At 27.1% G+C, this 19,063-nt stretch carries 15 protein-coding genes; 3 read left to right on the top strand and 12 right to left on the bottom strand.

The window, feature by feature from the left end; genetic code table 11:
* Positions 1-5 precede the first annotated feature (5 nt).
* From KQI77_RS10145 to KQI77_RS10120, 6 genes are all read right to left on the bottom strand, one after another.
* Entirely contained in the window at positions 6-722 is a 717-nt protein-coding gene (locus KQI77_RS10145) for an amino acid ABC transporter permease (RefSeq protein ID WP_216390315.1), read from the bottom strand.
* An 18-nt stretch (positions 723-740) separates the two neighbouring features.
* Positions 741-1,475: an amino acid ABC transporter ATP-binding protein gene (locus KQI77_RS10140; protein WP_216390314.1), complete on the bottom strand. Its 735-nt coding sequence runs from the start codon at positions 1,473-1,475 to the stop codon at positions 741-743.
* A 94-nt stretch (positions 1,476-1,569) separates the two neighbouring features.
* Positions 1,570-2,475, bottom strand: coding sequence for an ABC transporter substrate-binding protein (locus KQI77_RS10135; protein WP_216390313.1), 906 nt, complete (start codon positions 2,473-2,475; stop codon positions 1,570-1,572).
* A 231-nt stretch (positions 2,476-2,706) separates the two neighbouring features.
* Positions 2,707-3,615 carry a DMT family transporter gene (locus KQI77_RS10130; protein ID WP_216390312.1) on the bottom strand — a complete coding sequence of 303 codons (909 nt, stop codon included), beginning with the start codon at positions 3,613-3,615 and terminating at the stop codon, positions 2,707-2,709.
* Between the two features lie 198 nt (positions 3,616-3,813).
* Complete coding sequence (locus KQI77_RS10125; protein ID WP_216390311.1) at positions 3,814-4,965, bottom strand: iron-containing alcohol dehydrogenase; 1,152 nt, start codon at positions 4,963-4,965, stop codon at positions 3,814-3,816.
* Between the two features lie 177 nt (positions 4,966-5,142).
* On the bottom strand, positions 5,143-6,297 hold the full coding sequence (locus KQI77_RS10120) for a PucR family transcriptional regulator ligand-binding domain-containing protein (RefSeq protein ID WP_216390310.1): 1,155 nt from the start codon (positions 6,295-6,297) through the stop codon (positions 5,143-5,145).
* Positions 6,298-6,550: 253 nt separating this feature from the next.
* Here KQI77_RS10120 and KQI77_RS10115 point away from each other — a divergent pair, with 253 nt between their 5' ends.
* The 3 genes from KQI77_RS10115 to KQI77_RS10105 are packed head-to-tail and all read left to right on the top strand — an operon-like array spanning position 6,551 to position 9,787.
* Positions 6,551-7,504 (top strand): MoxR family ATPase, encoded by a 954-nt coding sequence (locus tag KQI77_RS10115; RefSeq protein WP_216390309.1) that lies wholly within the window; start codon positions 6,551-6,553, stop codon positions 7,502-7,504.
* A gap of 2 nt (positions 7,505-7,506) precedes the next feature.
* Complete coding sequence (locus KQI77_RS10110; protein WP_216390308.1) at positions 7,507-8,616, top strand: DUF58 domain-containing protein; 1,110 nt, start codon at positions 7,507-7,509, stop codon at positions 8,614-8,616.
* On the top strand, positions 8,609-9,787 hold the full coding sequence (locus KQI77_RS10105) for a hypothetical protein (protein ID WP_216390307.1): 1,179 nt from the start codon (positions 8,609-8,611) through the stop codon (positions 9,785-9,787). Before KQI77_RS10110 ends, KQI77_RS10105 begins: the two co-directional genes overlap by 8 nt.
* Before the next feature lie 178 nt (positions 9,788-9,965).
* Here the strand turns inward: KQI77_RS10105 and KQI77_RS10100 are convergent, their stop codons facing one another.
* The 6 genes from KQI77_RS10100 to KQI77_RS10075 form a co-directional block, all read right to left on the bottom strand.
* Complete coding sequence (locus KQI77_RS10100; protein WP_216390306.1) at positions 9,966-10,961, bottom strand: hypothetical protein; 996 nt, start codon at positions 10,959-10,961, stop codon at positions 9,966-9,968.
* 1,117 nt (positions 10,962-12,078) lie between these two features.
* Positions 12,079-13,395: an aspartate aminotransferase family protein gene (locus KQI77_RS10095; protein ID WP_216390305.1), complete on the bottom strand. Its 1,317-nt coding sequence runs from the start codon at positions 13,393-13,395 to the stop codon at positions 12,079-12,081.
* Between the two features lie 10 nt (positions 13,396-13,405).
* Complete coding sequence (locus KQI77_RS10090) at positions 13,406-14,185, bottom strand: class I SAM-dependent methyltransferase (protein WP_216390304.1); 780 nt, start codon at positions 14,183-14,185, stop codon at positions 13,406-13,408.
* A 2-nt stretch (positions 14,186-14,187) separates the two neighbouring features.
* Positions 14,188-16,248 carry a hypothetical protein gene (locus KQI77_RS10085; protein ID WP_216390303.1) on the bottom strand — a complete coding sequence of 687 codons (2,061 nt, stop codon included), beginning with the start codon at positions 16,246-16,248 and terminating at the stop codon, positions 14,188-14,190.
* Positions 16,249-16,261: 13 nt separating this feature from the next.
* Complete coding sequence (locus tag KQI77_RS10080; protein WP_216390302.1) at positions 16,262-17,029, bottom strand: SDR family NAD(P)-dependent oxidoreductase; 768 nt, start codon at positions 17,027-17,029, stop codon at positions 16,262-16,264.
* Positions 17,030-17,834: 805 nt separating this feature from the next.
* Entirely contained in the window at positions 17,835-19,049 is a 1,215-nt protein-coding gene (locus KQI77_RS10075) for an ABC transporter permease (RefSeq protein WP_216390301.1), read from the bottom strand.
* Positions 19,050-19,063: the final 14 nt, after the last annotated feature.

Genomic DNA, 19,063 nt, shown 5'->3' with positions numbered 1-19,063 from the left:
TTGACTTATCTTGAACTCTTACTTACCTTTCTTTCTACTAACTTAACTAATAATGACAATGGAATACATATACATAAATATACAAGTGCTAATATTGTATATGATTCAATAGTTAAGAATGTTTGAGCAGTATATGCCTTAGTAGTCATAAGGAACTCTTGAGCTGTAATGTAAGCCATTAATGAAGTATCTTTTACTAACATTACAAGATAATTTCCGAATACAGGAACAGACATTTTAAATGCTTGTGGTAATACTATTCTAAACATAGCTTGTCTAGGTGATAAACCTAATGCTAAAGCTGCTTCTGTTTGTCCTTTATCTATTGATATGATTGCTGAACGAATTACTTCTGATATATATGTACCATAATTAATTCCCATACCAATGATACCTGCAACTACTGGTGTTAATTCAACCTTATTATCATTACCTGTAATCAAATATACTATTACTTCTATTAATAACGGTACAACATAGTAGATATATACTAATTGAACTAGTAATGGAGTACCACGAATAATTTCTTGAAATACAATTACTATTCTATTTAGAACCTTATGCTTAGATACTCTTGCAAGTGCAAGAAGAAATCCTAACACTAGTGCTAAAATAAAACCAATTATTGTTACTGTGACAACTATTCCCAACGCACTTCCTAACAACTTAGGAAGTAGCTCTTTAAATGCTCTTAGAAAATCTAAGTTTTGTATAACTCTCATGTCTGATTCCTCCTGCCTCTAATTATTTAATACTCTTGATAAGAATGCTTTTGTACGTTCATTCTTTGGATTAGAGAACATTTCTTTTGGACTGCTCTCTTCAACAACATATCCGCCATCCATAAATATTGCTCTATCAGCAACATCTCTTGCAAATCCCATTTCATGAGTAACAACAACCATTGTCATTCCATCTTTAGCTAAATCTCTCATAACATTTAATACTTCTCCAACTAATTCTGGATCTAATGCTGATGTTGGTTCATCAAACAACATTATTCTAGGCTCCATAGCTAAGGCTCTTGCTATAGCTACACGTTGTTGTTGTCCACCTGATAATGTAGTTGGATAAACATCAGCCTTATCTTTAAGTCCAACCTTGTCTAATAATTCAAGTGCAACTCTTTTAGCTTCTTCCTTGTCTTTCTTTAATATTAAACATGGTGCAAAAGTTACATTTTCTAATACAGTCATAAATGGAAATAAATTATACCTTTGAAAACACATTCCTACTGATTGTCTATATTTTTTTACATCAAATTTTTTCTCTAATATATTCTGTTTATCATATATAATCTCACCTGATGTAGGTGTCTCTAGGAGATTCAAACACCTAAGAAGTGTACTTTTTCCTGATCCAGAAGGTCCTATTAATACAAGAACTTCTCCTTCTTCTACTTTTATATTTACGTCTCTTAAAACTTTTAAATCTCCAAAACTTTTTTGTAATCCCTTAACTTCTAATAAAGCCATAAAAAAGACCTCCTTTTTTGCTATACATCTCTGTAACACTCTTTTAACTTATAACGTGTAGGCTTAAATCGCCTACACGTTAATATTTATTATTTTAGCTTTCTGGCTCATATACACGTTCATCATTAGTAATCATATGAAGCTTTGGATCTAATCCATAATCTTCAAATACTTTATCTATAAATCCTTCATCTCTCAATTGTACAACAACATCATTTATCTCTTTCATGAAATCTTCATCGCCAAATGCTACTGCTGGTGCAATATGACCTATTGCTGATTTTTCGTCTTTATAGTTCTCTGCCATCTTTAATCCTTTTACTGTATCAGGTGAATTAGCAAACCAATTTTCAACAACTGTTGAGTCTGTTATATATGCATCTATCTTTCCATATTGTAATGCTACTACTGATTCAGATTGATCTCCTGTTGCTACAGCTTCTTTGATTAATCCATCTTCTTTCCATCCTTCAACTATTCCTTGCCATATAGTTCCTGGTGTATATCCTACTTTTGTTGATTTTGGATCAAAATCATCTACAGATTTTATATCACTGTCTTCAGGTACTAATAGTCCTCCACCTTGTGTATACCATACTTCACCATAATAAATTTGTTTTGCTCTTTCCTTCTTTATATACATACAATCTGCTATGATATCAATATTTCCTGAATTTAAATTCAATATTAATTCTGAGAAAGGTATTAATTGCATTTCTACATTTTTAATTCCAAGTCTTTTTGCAACTTCTTTAATTATTTCAGCATCAACACCTTTAAATTCTTTTGTATCTTGATCAATATATGCAAATGGTGCATCACCAGAAGATCCAACTACCAAAGTACCTTCTTTTCTTAATCTTTTTAATGTATCACTTACTTGTTCACCATCTGAAGAACTTCCCCCATCACTTCCTGAATCACCTTTTCCACATCCCATAATTCCAATTGACATTACCACTAATAACATTATTGCTAATCTTTTTAACATCTTTTTCATAATTAGTTCCTCCCCTATTGAAAAATGCTTGATAAGTTTTTTAATGCTAGCTTTAAAAAAAACAGGAGCACATTCCATTTACCAACTAAATGGATGTGCTCCTTTGCAACTAAAATTTATTTGCTTTATTTATTATCTGATTACATAATAACAAATTAGTATACCTTGTTCAATGTTTAATCCACCACATTTTTATAGCTTTTTTTGTGCAAGTGCACATTTTGTACAATTCTACTCAATCTTCTTTTGTTTCGCTGATTTAATTGCCACTACCTCAACTGCACCTATTATACATATAAAGCCAACTATGTCTATTATTTTAAAAGTAGTCTTTACTATAATCATTGCTAACAAAGCACTAAATATAGGCTCTACTGTTACAAACAAACTAGCCTTTACATTACCTAACCATTCTACTCCTTTGCCATATATAACAAAAGGAATCATAGTTCCAAATAGAGTTATAATAACTGTTAATACGATTGTATAGTTGTCGAAAGTAACTGGTGTTTTATAACATCCTGTTAAAACAAATAACAATGCTCCACCTATTATAAATGCCCACGACATAATTGTAAGTAATCCAAACTGTTTGTATAATTTCTTTGGATACACTGTATAAAACATAAAAGAAAGTGCCGACAATAATCCAATAATTAAAGCTTCTGTTGAAATACTTAAAGATGAAATATGCCCATGAGTTGCTATTAATACAACTCCAACAAATGCTATTATGATTCCGCATGTCTCATATAATTTAGGTAACTTTTTCATACTAATTGATGTATATAATAATACTAATATAGGATAAGTATATTGTATTACTGTTGCTGTTGCAGCATTAGATGCTTCTACTGCCGCAAAATAAGTATACTGAACTGCCATAAGCCCTACAACTGTGAATATAAAAAATGATAGTATTTGTTTTTTTTCCTTCCATATTGAAAAAGTTTTTTTCCCTTGTTTAATTATAGAATATATTAAGATAATAACTCCTGAAGCAAACATTCTTAATGATACTAACCATCCTACACTTATATCACTATTTTCAAATAAGAGCTGACCTAATACTCCACTTAATCCCCATAGCATTCCACAAATTATAACTATTATTATTCCTAATCTTTCTTTTGACTTCATATTTGCTTCACTCCTAACTAATTCACTAACGTCTATTCAAATTATTACTTTAACTAAATATTCATAATAAATTTTAATATTTCTCATTGTAAAAAAATTAAGGTAGCATTTAAAATGTTGTATTATTTTAACTTTAATTAATTTTCAACATTTAGCTAACTTAATTTTTTTTTACTCTATAAGCAACTATGTAATTTATTACCATAACCTTTTATATATATCAATCAAATCCTCCTTAGAAACATCTTTTATTGTGTTACTAGGGCTACCACTATCTATTGCATCTTGTGCCATCTTGTCTATAACTTTATCAAAATCAGCTTTATCTATTCCGTATTCTTTTAATGTTGGTATTTCACATATTGAACATAAATTATCAAGAGCTTTTATAAATTCCCATGAAGCCTCTTCACAAGTCATAAAGTCATGAGATACATTAATGCACTTAGCAAGTTCACTGAATTTCTCATAGCACCCATCTAATGCATAACTTAAACATTCCTTTAGAAGCATAGCATTTGACAGTCCATGTGGAATATGAAAAATTGCTCCTATAGGTCTACTCATTCCATGAACTAATGTTACAGAAGAATTATTTATACAAACTCCTGCTTCAAATGCAGCTATAGCCAATTCCTGTCGTGCCCTCTTATCACTTCCATCTTTATAAGCTATAGGTAAGTATTCAAATATTCTCTGTATTGCACGTAATGCATACATATCTGTTAATGTATTTCCTCTTCTAGATGTAAAACTCTCAATTGCATGAGTAAGAGCATCTAATGCTGTTTCTGCTGTAATATTCTTAGGTGCTGTCACCGAAAATCTATAATCAATAACAGCTAAATCTGGTAATAAATCTTCACCTTTTAATAACATCTTTATATCATTTTTAGTATCTGTAATTATAGTGAATTTAGTTGCCTCCGATCCCGTTCCAGCTGTTGTCGGTATAAGAACAAGCGGTGGAAAATCCCCTACAATATCTTCCCCCATATAATCTGATATATCACCATCTAGAAACGTCATAGCCCCTATAGCTTTCGCACTATCTAAGGTACTACCTCCACCTATTCCAATACAAAAATCACACTTATTATCTACATATACCTTTACCCCATCATGTATCATCTTATCTGTAGGTTCTCCGATTATTTTATTATATATCTTGTATTTTATCCCCTTTTCTTCTAATAAACTAACTAAATATTCTACCGTTCCATTTTTCATCATAACCTTGCCACATACAATTAATGCCTTTTTCCCTAAACCCTTAATTATATTCATACTTTCTATCAATGCATTCTCACCGATAATAGTTTTGTTTGGTAATATAAATTCATATGCCATGTTCCTCACCTCGCCAATACTCGTATAAAAGTACAAAAAAAGAGCCCTCTCTTATAAGAAAGCCCCATTGCCTAAATTATATTCTATTATATTGTAATTATATTATGTTGAAAAAGCACTTTCAATTCACATATGACTACAATTCATTGTGCATCTGCATACAATTACAAGTCTTTGTTATATTATATCCTTTATTAAAAATGCCATAATAAACTTAAACTTATTATTTAGCTCTAAAGGATTATAACCTGTAATCTTCTCTATCTTTTTCAATTGATTATTAACAGTATTTCTATGTATAAATAATTTTTCTGCAACTATTTGTTGGCTACCATTATTATCAAGATATACCTTCAAAAATTCCTCTAAATCTATATTATTATCTTCATCATATTGTGCAAGCTTTCCTAATGTATCATTATAATAATCAATAAGTATTCTCTTATCTTTACTTGCTAATAATATCTTATATATATCTAATTCATCATAATATTTTATATGTTCTTCTTTTTTTAATGCTAGAGTAAGAGAACTAATAGCTTTGTCAAAGCTGTCTCCTAATTTATCTATTCCTTCTATATTAGGACTTACACCTAAATATGCATCTATCTTATTATGCGCTCTTTCAGTTTGTTTAATAAACTTTTCTATAAACTGTTTCACTTCATATTCTCCATAATCCACTAAAACAACTATTAAACAATTATTATGTACAAATGATATATATAATTCATGAATACTCCTAGCAACTCTTTCTGCAATCCCCTTCATCCTATCCATAGTACTATTTATTTCAGAATTATTATCAAATGATATTGCAACTACACAAAATCTAGCATCCCTCATATACCCATATCGTTCCATCTGAAGTATTTGAGTGTCTAAATCTCCTATTTTAAATATTATATTCTTTATAGTTGTTGCCATGCTCATCTCAACATTTTCATTACGCATTATCCTATGACAAAAATCTCTAGTCATATCTACCATACGAGTTTCCCATGGAATTGTAAATAGAGGCATTCCTACATTATTACAATATTCTATAACTTCACTAGGAATTTCTTTAACATATGGTCCTAAATTAACTACAAATGCACTTGCTCCAACTTCATATAGCCTCTTAGCAAAATTCATCAGCCATTTACCACCATTATTCTTAATTCCTGCTGTAAAAACAAGCTCTTCTCCATGTAAAAATTTACTTACGTCATCATCTTCTATAATATGAACCCAAGTAACCAAGTTATCTAATCCATTTCTTCCTGCCACAAGTTTCATATTATACAACATAGTAGCATTTTTAAATAGCTTTGCCACATTAACAGCCATGAAGTCTTCCTCCTTTTATATATTAATAAGCATGTATACATCTAACACTTGTATACTTTTTAGACAAAAAATATATCTTATTTATTATAGTACTATAATAACATATTTTAATCACACTTCCATTATATATTATATAAAATTCCATTTATATATAACAATTGTCTTGAAGCCTACATTACATAATAGTAGTATAATTATGTAGAAGTAATTTACACCACTTACTTCTCTATACATAGAAAGGATGATAATACTTATGGAAATAAAAGAACTAAAAGAAACAATAGACACTATTATTTCTAACATAAATACCGTTATAGTTGGAAAAGAAAAGCAAATCAAATTATTACTTACTGCAGTCCTTGCTGAAGGACATATTTTACTTGAAGATGTTCCAGGCACAGGTAAAACTATGCTTGCAAAAACTTTTTCAAAATCAATTGATGCTAATTTTAAACGTATACAATTTACTCCCGATTTACTTCCTTCAGATTTAACTGGAATAAATGTCTTCAATCAAAAAACTAATGAATTTAACTTTATATGTGGACCAGCATTTACAAATATATTATTAGCCGATGAAATTAATAGAGCTACCCCAAGGACTCAATCAAGTCTTCTTGAAGTAATGGAAGAAAGACAAATAACTGTAGATGGTGAAACTAGAATATTAGATAAACCTTTTATAGTTATAGCAACAGAAAATCCTATAGAAAATGCCGGAACCTTTAATCTTCCAGAAGCTCAATTAGATAGATTTATGATTAAATTATCAATGGGATATCCAGAGGATGATGAAGAATTATTATTAATGAATAGGTTTATTAATAATATAAGACTAAACACTATAGAATCAGTATGTAATAAAGATACAATAATAGAAATGCAAGATACAATAAAGAAAGTATATGTTCACAAAGATATCCAAAAGTACATTTATGAAATTGTTAAAGCCACTAGAAACAATAGTGAAATCAATTTAGGAGTTAGCCCTAGAGGAACCTTAGCCTTCTTGCGTGCTTGTCAAAGTTATGCTGCAATTAATGGAAGAAATTTTGTTACCCCTGATGATGTAAAAGACCTTGCAATCCCAGTACTATCTCATAGAATAATAGTACAAAATACATACCTTACTTCTAAAATAAATGAAGATATACTTATTAAAATACTCGATAGCATAGATGTTCCTACCGAAGATTGGGAGAATTAATCATGATAATATTCTTATTATTTGTATTTGCATTTTGTTTATATGGATTGCTTAATAAATTTTATGAAAAAATTTGGACTAAAGATTTATTTATTTCACTTAACTTTTCTGAAACTAGGGTATATGTTGGGGATAAATTAAAATTAATAGAAACTATTGAAAATAAAAAACCGTTTCCTCTTTCTAACTTAAACATAAAATTCAGAATATCTAAAAATATAGAATTTACTAAAAATAAAAATGCAATTATAACAGATAAATACTATAGAAACGATATATTTCAAATACAATCTAATAGCAAATTAATAAAAAGCATGGATATAATCCCTCACAAAAGAGGATACTATACAATTAGTAACATTGATATAATAGGTCATAATATTTTCTTTAATATGACTGATACTAAGAACCTACACAGTAATTGTTACTTATATGTATTTCCTAACATTTGCAATACACCAGAAGTCTTATATCCTATACAATCTATGGTTAATGAAGGAGTATTTAATGATAATATATTTGAAAATTCATATATTTTCAAGGGACTTCGCGAATATCAACCTTATGATGGTTTTAAAAAAATTAATTGGAAAGTATCTGCAAAAAAATCCACACTTATGGTTAATCAATACGAAAATATCCACATGTTTAAAGTAAATATACTATTAAATGTGGATAAACCTAACATAGGTGGTGAATCCCTTGTGGAATATTCCATAAGAATAGCTTCAACATATGTAAGAGAATTCTGTAATAAATCTATTCCTATAGCTTTTACTTGTAACTATTCATTCCGAGAAGATCAAAATAAAATAATTATAGATGCCGGCACATCTAATGCTCAATACATTAAAATAAATGAAATACTAGCTAAAGTAAAAATTGATAAACCTAGTATTGCTTTTGAAAATATAATAAAACAAAACTATAAAGAGGATTCTATAAATATTATTATTAGTAGCAATATAAATAATAATATTACTGATGCTTACAATGAATTAAATACCCGAAATATAAAAACTATGCTTGTAATCCCTACTTATTCAAAAGACGATATTAGTATAAATAGTGGCAAGAATATATTTGTTATGGAGGTGAAAAGAGATGAATAAAAGAATAATTATTATAAGTGATTATATTGATCTTGTTATGCATTCAATAGCATTTTACATAATAACATTAAGCTTAATATATATAACAACTAAAGAAATAAATTATATTGCAGCACTATATCCATGTATAATTGTCTTCTTATCATACTTCGCAAGAAAGCTATCTAAAAAATACTATCAGTTTATTATTTTTCATACACTTATGTTTATTCCAATAATAATAATGAAAACCAATATAGTCTTACTACTTGTTATGACTGCAACATACCTTATATTATTTAAACTATCAAGCTTCTATTACAGTAAAAAAATTGACCATATAAATATATCTATTCCTAGCATATATCTAGTAGCAATCTTCGGTATATTAATTTTAAGCATCAATAACAAGAGCATTTCTTCTCTACTTAGTATTCTTACTGGAATATATATAATATTATTTTTTATTGCTAAATATGTATTTAACGTTAGAGAATATCTACATTTGTATGGAGATGGTGAATTCTTAGACCCTCATAAAATGCTTAAAATAAATAACATCTATATAGTAGGATTCTTACTATTACTAATTATATGTCTTATAATGATAAAAGCTTTTGATATAGACAAACTATTTAATGTATTATTTTCACCTATAAAAAATCTATTTTGGTTACTTTTAGATAGTGGCTATGGTTTCTTGCAAAAAAGCTTAAATATAAACCGAAAACATATAACTATGCAAGAACAAGATAATTCTTTAGAATTATTAAATATGCAAGATGTAACTTCTGGAAATAATGTACTCCAAATAGCTATGATAATATTAAAATTTATAGCATTTGTTATGATAATGGCATATATAATATATACAGTTTTTATGTTTATAAATAACTTTATTAAGAATAAAGTTCAAGTTGTAAATGAAGATAGTACTACAATAAAATTAAACGGAAATGATAATTTATTCAATTATCTAAAGAAAAAAAATACTAACTTTCCTGACACTGAAAACGGAAAAATAAGATTAGAATATTACAAAAAAGTCAGAAAATACAAAAAGAAAATATCTAAGTTAAATAACTTAACCCCCAATGAAATAAACAACATAATAACTAAACAATATAAAAATGACATAAATGAATTAACAAAAAAATATACTCATGCAAGATATGATAAAGACAACAATTAAAATATAATTTAAGGTTGAGCACTTATTTTTTCATTTGATTAATATCAATTATTACTGATTTAAGTAAATTATTTATAATAGTATTTCTTATAATGAAAAATCCAATGTTATTTAATAATATTTCTATTATCAAATAACATTGGATTTTATTTTAGGACTTCATAACAGCCCCTTTTAGCTATATGTATGATATTACTACATTAAATGTTTCTAACAATAATATTCCTTTTACAAGTATACTTATCATTCCAAATAGCACTAAACTACTCTTAATTCCATCTTCTCTCTTAAAGAATCTCTTTACTTCTGCTTGTGCTTTTGCATCTAAATTATATGAATTAAATATTGTGGATAATATCCAATATCCATCGAATTTTACAAATGGTATTGTATTAAAAATAGCTATTCCTAAATTAATTATTGCATATACAATTAAAACATCAATTCTATTATTAAATCCTATTAATAAAATATTATAAAGAATAATTGCTACTGATGAACAAAAAATCTGAGAAAGTATTCCTGCTGAATATGTAGCTATTTTTTTCTTTTTATCATCTATTAGATATAATTCACTTAAATCACAGTAAGCTATTAATTGCAAGAAATAGAACTTCAGTCCTATTTTGCTTACCTTCATATTATAATGCACAAGAGTAAGTGCATGTGCCAATTCATGAATTCCTATAGTAATTATTACTCCCAAGTATACGAAAAACATTTTACTTAAATCTTGCTTAGTATAAAAACCTAATGAAAAAATATCTATTCCTTCATTTTTTATAAAATGTAATGAAAATAATGCAATTAAAATAGTAAATATATATATACACTTAAATTGTTTTGTGAATATTATCTTATTAACAGCAGATATTTTATTTAATAACTTATCTGGGTTTATTTCTTTTACTTTAAAATTAAAAATATTAAATTTTTCTTTATTGTTTTTTATTTCTTGATTCTCACCAACTATTATATTTACATCAAGAAGAGCGTTAAAAATATCCCTATCCTCTTTATTTAAAATTTCTGCATCTTTGTAATCTAAAAACATTAGATATACTCTATATTCATTATCAGTAAATCTAATAAATGAATTATCAACTTTATTTCTAAGTAGATAATAATCCTCTTTTTTATATATATCAAAATTACTATTTACTATATATTGCATTATTCTCACCTCATTCTTTCCTTAGCTACATTTATATTATGTTAATGTAACTATTGCTACTACTACTCCTACTCCTGCTGCGAAACAACATCCATGACATGGTGCTTGTACCTTTTCTAATTTTTCTACTTTTATTTCTGTATTCATATTTTTTTCTCCTTTTCCATTACATTTTATTTTTATAATTTATATTTTATATTATGTTAATGCAACTACTGCTACTACTACTCCTACTCCTGCTGCAAAACAACATCCATGACATGGTGCTTGTACCTTTTCTAATTTTTCTACTTTTATTTCTGTATTCATATTTTTTTCTCCTTTTCCACTACATTTTATTTTTATGATTTATATTTTTTATTATGTTAATGCAACTACTGTTGCAACTAAACCTATACCTACAGCGAAGCAACATCCATGACATGGTGCTTGTACTTTTTCTAGTTTTTCTACTCTTATTTCATTATTTTTCATTTTATTTCCCTCTTAATTGATCTATATATTTTTTATTCATTATTTACTTATTAAGTTAATGCTATTATTGCTATTCCTACACCTACTCCTGCTGCAAAACACCATTCACATGGAGCTTGTACCTTTTCTAATTTTTCTACTCTTACTTCATTATTTTTCATTTTATTTTCCTCCTAATTAATCTATATATTTTTTGATTTATTATTTACCTATTATGTTAATGCTATTATTGCTATTCCTACGCCTACTCCTGCTGCAAAACACCATTCACATGGAGCTTGTACCTTTTCTAGTTTTTCTACTCTTACTTCATTATTTTTCATTTCATTTTCCTCCTAATTAATTTTAATATTTTTTATATTAGATTATTTTTATTTAAATAATATTTTTGCTATAAATATTGGTATTATTGGTATCATTGGTCCTATAATCATAATATCTTTCACCTCCTAATTTATTATTTTTTTATATTAAAATTATCAATAATAATGATAATTCAATTTTCATACTATCTTTAAAATATCTGAATTAAATTATTATTTGATTCTCACTCTCGTCATTTGGCACTGGCTCTTTTGACAAAAGAATCAATATATTATTTATGAACTCAACCATATTTACTAGATCCTTTCATAAAACTTTCTTAAGAAATTGCTACTCTTTTTATAGCATTCTCAATATCTTTTATTCCTGCTAGCCATTCTTCCTCTGTTGTAATGAAGGAAGGCATTAATGTTAATCCAGAACTAATACTTGTATAATATCCATAAATAAGAGTTCCTTTATAAACTAATTTTTTGATTAATTCTTCTATTCTAAAATCGTCTATTTTAAGACGTTCAGTCTTGCTCTTACTTAATTCTATGGCAAACATAAATCCAACTTGCCTTATTTCAAAAACACTAGGATATTTTCCTAATTTGTTAATTAACATTTCTTTAAATTTTTCACCTTTTTCTCTAACTATCTCACAGTAATTCTCTTCTTCATATATCTCTATAGATGCTAATGCAGATGCACAACCTAATGGATTACCATTTTGAGTAGATAAATGAAAGAAAGGTTCTTCTACACTACTCATAACTTTATTCACTTTATCATTAATAAGTGCTGCTCCCATTGGAATGTATCCATTATTTATTCCTTTAGATAGAAGCATTATATCTGGCTTAACTCCATATAATTCATATGCAAACATACTACCTGTTCTAGCAAATCCAGTTGCTACTTCATCAAATATCAATAATATGTCTTTTTCTTCACACACCTGTTTTATTCTATTCATATACTGTTTTGGAATAGGAATCACCCCTGCTGATCCTAAAATAGGTTCTAATAGAAATGCAGCTAATTCATCACCATTTTCCTCTATAAATAGCTCTAAATCTGACATGAATTCTTTCATGCATGAATCCTTTATATCTTCAGTTTTACAACACCTACACATTGGAGTTTTTAAATATTTTATATTGTTTAAAATTTGACCATAGCCTTCCTTAACAAAAGGATAATCCATTCCACTTACAGACATTGACCCATAATAAGTGCCGTGATAAGACATGTCTAATACCGCAATATTTTTTTTGTCCTTATTTCCCAATATATACTGATATTTATGAGCTAACTTAATTGCAACTTCTATTGATTCTGAACCTGTACATGTATATATTGTCTTAACAAATTCCTTATCTGTCATTAGATAAAGCTTTTCTGCTAACTTTTTATCTATATCATTAGACAAGTTAAATAAATTAACATATGGTAATCTATCTAATTGATCCTTTATTGAATTTTTAACTTTTTCATTTGAATAACCTAATGGCATATTCCATAAGCCACTAATAAAATCTTTATATTCTTTTCCTCTTGAATCCTTTAATATAATTCCTTCTGATTCAACTACTTCTACATAATCTTCTCCCTCTTCAAAAGATCTTAAAGGATGATATAAATTATACATTCTATTCACCTCACTTCATTAATACATTCATTCTTACGTCACCATTTAAATGTTCATCTAAACAATTATCTTCATCAAAATAAGAATTAATAATATGATTTTCTATATTCCTTTTCATCATCATATTTTTTGTAGTAGATGATAAATATTTTTTATTATCCTTTTCTACATAAAAATTCACTATTGTTTCATGATTATCATAATCTATAAATTCTTGATATATGCAATCTTCATTCTTATCAACTACAATAAAATTCCTATTTCCATTAATGAAGCCAGATTTGCTTTCATCTTCATTTTTATAATCAAATATAAACTTTCCACCCTTTTTTATTGCTTTATATACTTTGTTGAATAATATACTTATCTCCTCTTCATTTAATAAACATATTGTAGTTGCTGGAAATATTACCATATCAAATTCTTCTTCATAGTCTAAGTCAAGAATATTCATATTTTTGATGTTAACATTTTTCCTTAACTTTCTTGGCAAACCTTCTAGGTTTCTTCTTAATACTCCCAACATAGATTCTGACAAATCTATAGCTTCAACTGTAAAACCTCTTTCTAATAATGGTATTGTTATTCTTCCAGTTCCACATGCAAGTTCTAATATCTTTATATCTCTTCTATTGAATGAAAACGCTTCTTGTAAATAGAAATCCAAATCATATGTAGTTATTCCACAAAATTTATGATAGAATTCTGCAAAGTAATCATCATATATTTCACTTTCTATTACATCTAAATCAGTATCCTTTATATCTTGAAACATTCCATAATATCTCATATCTATGCAATCCTTTCTATAATTTCTGAATATTCTAATTGTGCTGTAGCTTCTTCTATACATTTTTCAATATCATTATTGTCTTCAAATTCAGACTTCGATATTTGCTTTATTTCCTCTAAGTGATATCCTTTCATATAACCTTCTAAGGTATATGAAACTAATGATGATATTGCAATAACATTATTAGTAATAAGGTCAAATAACATAACTTCATCTCTAACTTTTATCATTACTACGCTCTCTTTTACTATACTATTTGAATCTTTCTTAACACTTTTATTAAATAGATTATTAACATTTCTATTAATTATCCTTATTTCTTCTACATCTATATCACTAAAATATTTAGAAGAATCCATAAGCATCTTAATTACCAAAGAACTAATTATAAATTTATCAATATTATCAACTTCCATCATCAATGAGCAATACTTTTCTCTACTCACCACCCCTGGTAGCATCTTACAAGCTCCACACTTATCTATAGCGCTACATTCTGAACAATTTCTATTAATTGTTTCTTCACTAGACTTTTTATATATATTATTCATTAAGTCAAAGTAGTCGTCTCCTAATTCACCTATTTTATATTCACTATCACAACTACTAATTTTGCCTTGTCCATCTATATCGATTCTTGGTATTGAATTGACTTGGCATCTTCCCTTCGGTAAAAATCTACATGAGTTCTTTAATATTCCATTAACCATATATATAGGAAGCTTTCCAACCTTGTTAAATATCTCTATGTCATTTCTAAATACTTCTAGATCTTCATCATCTAATATCTTTAACATATAATTATTACCTGAAAAGTCTGATATATTTCTTACTTCTTTATATTGAACCTCTATATATCTTTTTCCAAAGGAACCTTTGTCTAATCCTATTTGAATATTTGATTTAACACCTTTTTTTATTACATGTTCATGTTTGCTATACGATATTCCACTATTTTTATCATTTGAATTTGATATAATTGCATGATTTACAGACGCTATTTTATCTAATTCCTTAAGTTTTGATTCTTCTATATGTTCACTTAAATATATATGTTTTACAGTATTATTTAGTGCTGTTGGAGGATATGTGCCTTGGTACCACATCATAAGCCCATTTTCTATAGCCATATTCTTTATACCAGTAATACTATTTACATAAACACAACTAAAATTCTTTTCTTCATTTGAAACAAACACTCTTATTCTTGTTGCACTTACCTTCATCATTAACTCTTCTATCATTGAATTATGTTTATTGGCATCATAATCTGAAACTATAATTGCCACTTCACAATTGTCTTTTACTTTATTAGAAACCTCTTCAGAATAAATATCCTCTAACATTTTAGTTCTAAATATTATACTTGAATAATTAAACTCCTCTAGCTGATTAAGATCATTAATTGCTTCCACCATTATTCCGTATTGTCCGTTATTTTCCTGAGTAATATTTATAATTTTCTTCAAGTTTTCTTGACCTATATTAATTAATTCTTTAGATTTAAAAAATATTTTTAAATCTTCATTTTTGTTTAAAATATGTTCTATATTCTTCTTTATAATCTCTAAATCAATTACCTCTGAATTATAATCTGTTAAATCTACAAGGAAATTCTCACACTCTTTTATTCCATCTACGTTATCAAATTCATATATATCCATATTGGAAAGATCATAATTATCAATTTCTAAATTTTCTAAAATGCCAGTTATATAATCCTGATTTTCATTATGTATCTTTATGCCTTCTATTTCTCCCTCTACATCTCCAAACAATATAATATTTGCATCATCACATTCTTCTTTTAATAACTCTATCAATTTGCAAACCAACTTATAATTCATATCTGTTACTCTAAATATTATATTTTCTTCAGTAAATGATAGTATCTCGTCAACAATATCTATAACATTAGGTAAACTTGATTCAATATACTGAAAAGTAGTAACATTATTTTTCTCTAAAATATTTTTTAACAAAATTGTTTTATTGCTTTGTCCTATCGAATATATACAATCTAAATTTAATTTAATATCTACTAATACAACTTCCTTCATACTTTTTATCCCCCTATATACTAGTGTAACCACCATCTATTATTATATTTTGTCCTGTGATTAGTTCCGAATCAGTATCACTTAAGAATACACACGCTTTTGCAATATGTTCGGGTTTTGCATATTTTTTTATTGGTATTTTATTTAAATATTCTCTTTTACCTTTACTTGAATTTAAATATTCTCTATTATTGTCTGTTTCAACATATGTTGGACTTATGCAATTAATTCTTACACCATACTTCGCCCATTCATACGACAATGCTCTAGTCAAATTAATTATTCCTGCTTTACTAGAACAATATGCTGCTCTATTCAAATTACCTATCACTCCATGTTGAGATGCAATATTTATTATTGAACCATTAATATTATTTACTATCATACTTTTTACGACATGCTGTGTCATAAAAAACGTTCCTTTTAAATTCACATCTAATACTTGATCCCATTCATCTTCTAAAAGTTCTAGAGAATCTTTAATAATATTTATTCCAGCATTATTAACTAAAATATCTATCTTATTAAAAGGTTCTTTTAATTCACCTAATTTTTTTCTAATATCTTTTATATCTTTTATATCCAAGCACAAAATTTCAATGTCAACTTGAAACTTCTCTTCTAGCTGTTTCTTTACTTTTGTTAATTCTTCAAATCTTTCTTTAATTTCCGTTAATACTAATGTTGCTCCTAAACTTGCAAATTCAGTTGCTATTCCTAATCCTATTCCTCTGCTACATCCAGTTATTAGTACAACCTTATCTTTTAACTTAAAATTCATTTCAAGCCTCCTTTGTTATTTTGTTGTTCCCTTGGAACATCTTTATCTTACCTTATCTTTCTCTATATATTTCATCTATTACCTAAAAGGTTATTTTATAATACACAAAAATAAGTCAAACTTAATTTTGTGCTTTACATATTATTCATAATTACTTTTATTCTTTTTCTTCTTATGTTTTTCATCAATATTGGCATGAAAATATGTAGTTTATTAATGATAACGCCTAAATTTCTATAATCATCTACACGAAAATCACTATACAGTACACGAAAGTAATTATTTTAATTTTATTAAATACTTCATTCATATTTTTAGGCTTTATTTACATAAAACCGTTTTGAAAACCTTTTCCAATATATACTTAGTACATACTAAATAATGATTTTGAGGTGTATTTAATATGTTTTATTTATTTAAATATTTTTTTTGTTAAAATAACTTAATTAGAAAAAGTATCTTCTATTAGTAGTTAAAAACTACTAATAGAAGATACTTTTTTTATGCCTGTAAATTGAAAAAATAATTTACGCTTCATAAACGAAACGGAAGTTAGTCTTGCAAATAATTTGATATAATTAATCTAATATTTTTGCACATCATAAACACGAATGGAATACACAGGACTAAAATATTTTATTGTAAAAAAACTGTCGCATTAAAAGTTTTTAACTTTTAATACGACAGCTACTTTATATCAATTTTATTTTTTCATTTTCTTTGGTTTAACAGCATAAGCTATTAACATTGATACACCTATTCCTGCTAACAATAATATAATATGATTCATAAAATATTCCCCTCTCTATTTAAATATCGATAAAAATGATAATTTTTTACTATCATTTAATGTTCCTTTACTATATATAAAACTACCTATTAATGAGAATGCTACTATTGTCATTACTAAAAGTACTGCATTTACAATAATGGCTGTATTACTTATATCTGCCATTACAACTCTTATTATCATAACCATAGGCGAGAATAACGGTATACACGATAAAGTATTTAACACACTTATATTAGGATATATTAAATATGCCATAGCTAAGACAACACTAACCATAAAACATATTGTAACTGGTAATATAGCTTGATTTAAATCATCATTATTATTTGCAAAAGAAGCTAATGCTCCAGCTGCTAACGAATACATTAAATAACCTAGTATGAAGAATACTACTACTAATGCTAATTGTCCTTTTGTTAATATTGATAAGTCTATTGAAATACCTTGAAATTCAAATGGTTCAACTCCACTGATCATATATGTCCCTACTCCTACTATACCTAACAACACTATTTGTGCTATAGAAGCCATACAATTTCCTACTATTTTGCCAAAGAATAATTGAGTAGACTTTGCTGATGTTAACAATACCTCTATTACTCTATTATTTTTTTCAGATACTATTGTTCCTGCTACTCCTTGAACATAAAAATTAAGTAATATCATAAATGCTAATGTTAAAATATAAGCTATAGCCATTCGGCCATCTGATGTTTCACTACTAGTGCAATATTCTATTTGAGGTTCTGCCATTAATGCAGTTTGTATAGTACTATCAACTTCTAATTGCTGCATTATACTATATCTAGATAATTGTTTTGTAGCTTCTGCTAAAGTGCTTATTTTACTTGCATCTGCATGTCTACCCTTATATATTTTAATATCATATATTTTTTCCGCATTATCCTCTATACTTAACATCATATTTTCTAGATTTTTATTTAATATTTTTTTTGCTTCTCTTGAGTTATCTACAAACGCAATATTGTCATCTGGAAACAATTTCTCCATTTCTTCTTTATCAACTATAAATGTCTCACTCATATTATTTATAATTATAGTTGCTGATTTAGAAGCAGTAGAATCATCTGTAAATATATTCTTTAAAGCTGTAAAATTCATTCCACCTATAATCAAAACTCCAAATATTATTGTTGATATTAAAAAGAACTTACTCTTAACCTTATTTTTAAATGTAAACCACACAGTATTTAAAAAATTATTCATTTTTCTTCCTCCAT

The sequence above is a fragment of the Clostridium sp. MSJ-8 genome (assembly GCF_018918325.1).
Lineage (GTDB): Bacteria > Bacillota > Clostridia > Clostridiales > Clostridiaceae > Clostridium.
The sequence above is the reverse complement of the archived record's forward strand: the minus strand, read 5'-3'. Positions and strand labels throughout refer to the sequence as shown.

Coding starts and splice junctions, on each gene's coding strand:
- KQI77_RS10145 (WP_216390315.1), bottom strand. CDS start 722: ATGAGAGTTATACAAAACTTAGATTTTCTAAGAGCATTTAAAGAGCTA.
- KQI77_RS10140 (WP_216390314.1), bottom strand. CDS start 1,475: ATGGCTTTATTAGAAGTTAAGGGATTACAAAAAAGTTTTGGAGATTTA.
- KQI77_RS10135 (WP_216390313.1), bottom strand. CDS start 2,475: ATGAAAAAGATGTTAAAAAGATTAGCAATAATGTTATTAGTGGTAATG.
- KQI77_RS10130 (WP_216390312.1), bottom strand. CDS start 3,615: ATGAAGTCAAAAGAAAGATTAGGAATAATAATAGTTATAATTTGTGGA.
- KQI77_RS10125 (WP_216390311.1), bottom strand. CDS start 4,965: ATGGCATATGAATTTATATTACCAAACAAAACTATTATCGGTGAGAAT.
- KQI77_RS10120 (WP_216390310.1), bottom strand. CDS start 6,297: ATGGCTGTTAATGTGGCAAAGCTATTTAAAAATGCTACTATGTTGTAT.
- KQI77_RS10115 (WP_216390309.1), top strand. CDS start 6,551: ATGGAAATAAAAGAACTAAAAGAAACAATAGACACTATTATTTCTAAC.
- KQI77_RS10110 (WP_216390308.1), top strand. CDS start 7,507: ATGATAATATTCTTATTATTTGTATTTGCATTTTGTTTATATGGATTG.
- KQI77_RS10105 (WP_216390307.1), top strand. CDS start 8,609: ATGAATAAAAGAATAATTATTATAAGTGATTATATTGATCTTGTTATG.
- KQI77_RS10100 (WP_216390306.1), bottom strand. CDS start 10,961: ATGCAATATATAGTAAATAGTAATTTTGATATATATAAAAAAGAGGAT.
- KQI77_RS10095 (WP_216390305.1), bottom strand. CDS start 13,395: ATGTATAATTTATATCATCCTTTAAGATCTTTTGAAGAGGGAGAAGAT.
- KQI77_RS10090 (WP_216390304.1), bottom strand. CDS start 14,185: ATGAGATATTATGGAATGTTTCAAGATATAAAGGATACTGATTTAGAT.
- KQI77_RS10085 (WP_216390303.1), bottom strand. CDS start 16,248: ATGAAGGAAGTTGTATTAGTAGATATTAAATTAAATTTAGATTGTATA.
- KQI77_RS10080 (WP_216390302.1), bottom strand. CDS start 17,029: ATGAATTTTAAGTTAAAAGATAAGGTTGTACTAATAACTGGATGTAGC.
- KQI77_RS10075 (WP_216390301.1), bottom strand. CDS start 19,049: ATGAATAATTTTTTAAATACTGTGTGGTTTACATTTAAAAATAAGGTT.